Origin of the sequence: Aminivibrio pyruvatiphilus, assembly GCF_004366815.1 — a bacterium.
GTDB classification, from domain to species: Bacteria; Synergistota; Synergistia; order Synergistales; family Aminobacteriaceae; genus Aminivibrio; species Aminivibrio pyruvatiphilus.
Genome location: NZ_SORI01000054.1, coordinates 1 through 1801, shown reverse-complemented (window position 1 = coordinate 1801; position 1801 = coordinate 1). Strand labels below are relative to the sequence as shown.

Sequence of the window (1801 nt, the reverse complement as noted above, 5' to 3'; positions counted from 1 at the left end):
TCAAGTAAAGGGATAACTCCCCGGACGGGGAAATGAACTGTTTTCGTTTCCCCGTTTCCTTTCTTTCTTACCCTTTTTCAGGTTTTTCAGGTCTTTCCCCTTTTGCGGGCATACTCCATCCGCACGGATGATAGCCTTCCGTGGTCCAGGGGATTCTATGGAACCGCTGCTTTTCCTCTCAGTCCGGCATGGACTGCAGCAGCTCCAGTCTCTCCATGACGGAAGCGAAGAGACTTCCTCCCCGGTCTCCGGTCCAGATCTTCAGCACGATCCGCCTTCCGTGCGTCACTATTTTCCCAACCATGGTGTAGAGGAGAAACCGGAGGCTTTTCGGCCTGCTTTTTCCATAGTCCTCCGGCAGAAGAATGTGCTTCAGAAGGTTGTGGAGGTTCAGGGCAAGGACGGCTATGGTCCACCATGCGGCGTTGGCTCCGAATCTCTTGGACGGGACATGCCCTCCGCCGAGTTCGTCCTTGAGGATATGGTGGATCTCCTCGGCCTTGCCGCTCCGCTTTCTCTGCCACCGGATGATTTTCTCCCCGTCCATGGGGGCTCCCTTCCCATAGCCGAAGATCCCTCCGTCCGCTCCGTCCTCGATGTTGGTGACGATGCCGAAGGTTTTGTAGATTCTCCCTCCAAGCTCCAGGAGGTGGAGTCTTTTGACTCCGGGAACTTCCTCTTCAAGAAGACGGATGGCTTCGGTGAAGTAGAGCTGGTCTCCGGGGGATGATACCGCTTCCGCTTCCGGCTCCGTTGTCCTGTCTTCCTGTCGTTCCTTTTCGGAGGGGAGACGGCCGTCCCATCGTTCCCGGACGGCCAGGAACCGGTAGTCACGGCCGTGCTTTTTTCTGCCGAGGCCGGCGGGCACATAGACGATTTCCGCCCATTCCAGAACAGTACCGTTCCCTTCCTGTTTCCCGTCCCGTTCTTTTCTGTCCAGGGGCTTCCAGTCTTCTTCGGGGACGGCCCGCACCGCCTTCTTGAATTCCTCGCCCACGGGGCAGGAGATCCCCACGGGGATGTATCCGAACCGCCCGTGCTTTCCCTCGGTGCACCAGGTGAGAAGGTCCGTCTGGTATCCGGCGCTGTCGCTGCGCACAGAGACTCCCTTCACTTCCTCCGGCAGGCTTTCAAGGATCCGTTCCAGTTCCTCCTGCTGCTTCCAGCCGGGAGGAACGTTCCCGTCACCGTACCGGCTTCCCGCCACAAGGTCGTATTCGGGGCAGTAGGTGTTCAGGGCCTGGTAGCTCTTCTGTCCCTTGTAGTTCCAGTTGGCTCCCCGCTCTTCCGTTTCGATGAACGTGGCATCCTGGTCGAGGGTGATGTGCTCCCGGGGAGAGTGTGCCGCCGCGAAGGCGAAGAGGCCCGAGAGCACTGTCCCCAATCCCCTGAGGTGCCCGTTCTCTTCGGGGATGAAGGCTTTCCCCATTCCCCGCTTCCCGTCCTCCTCCCCGTTGTGGAATTCATTGAGCCACGTTCTCAGGGCGCTTGGCGAGGGGACGGATATGCCGAGCTTCTCAAAGGACAGTTTCTCCTTCAGGAACGAGAGGTGGTCCGCTGCGCTTCCTCCCGAGAGATGGAGAAGGATAAGGGAAAGGATATGTTCACTGTCCCGGTATCCCCGTGAGGATCTGGCTCCTACGGCGCTGTCGATGACTTCGGGAAGCCCTGACTTCCGGAAGAGCTCCACTGCCGGCCACAGTCCTGCGAAGGATGTTATGCCGCTTTCACCGCTCTTCAGTTCGATATGGATTTTCTTCGCCTTTTCCGTCATAATGAACGCACCTCTCTGGTGAAGGGT

Annotated in this window: 1 protein-coding gene; it reads right to left on the bottom strand. The window is 58.3% G+C overall.

Annotated elements, in window-relative coordinates:
- Nucleotides 1-178 precede the first annotated feature (178 nt).
- Nucleotides 179-1801 (bottom strand): transposase (locus C8D99_RS15050; RefSeq protein ID WP_208321223.1); only part of this gene is annotated, 1623 nt, incomplete at its 5' end.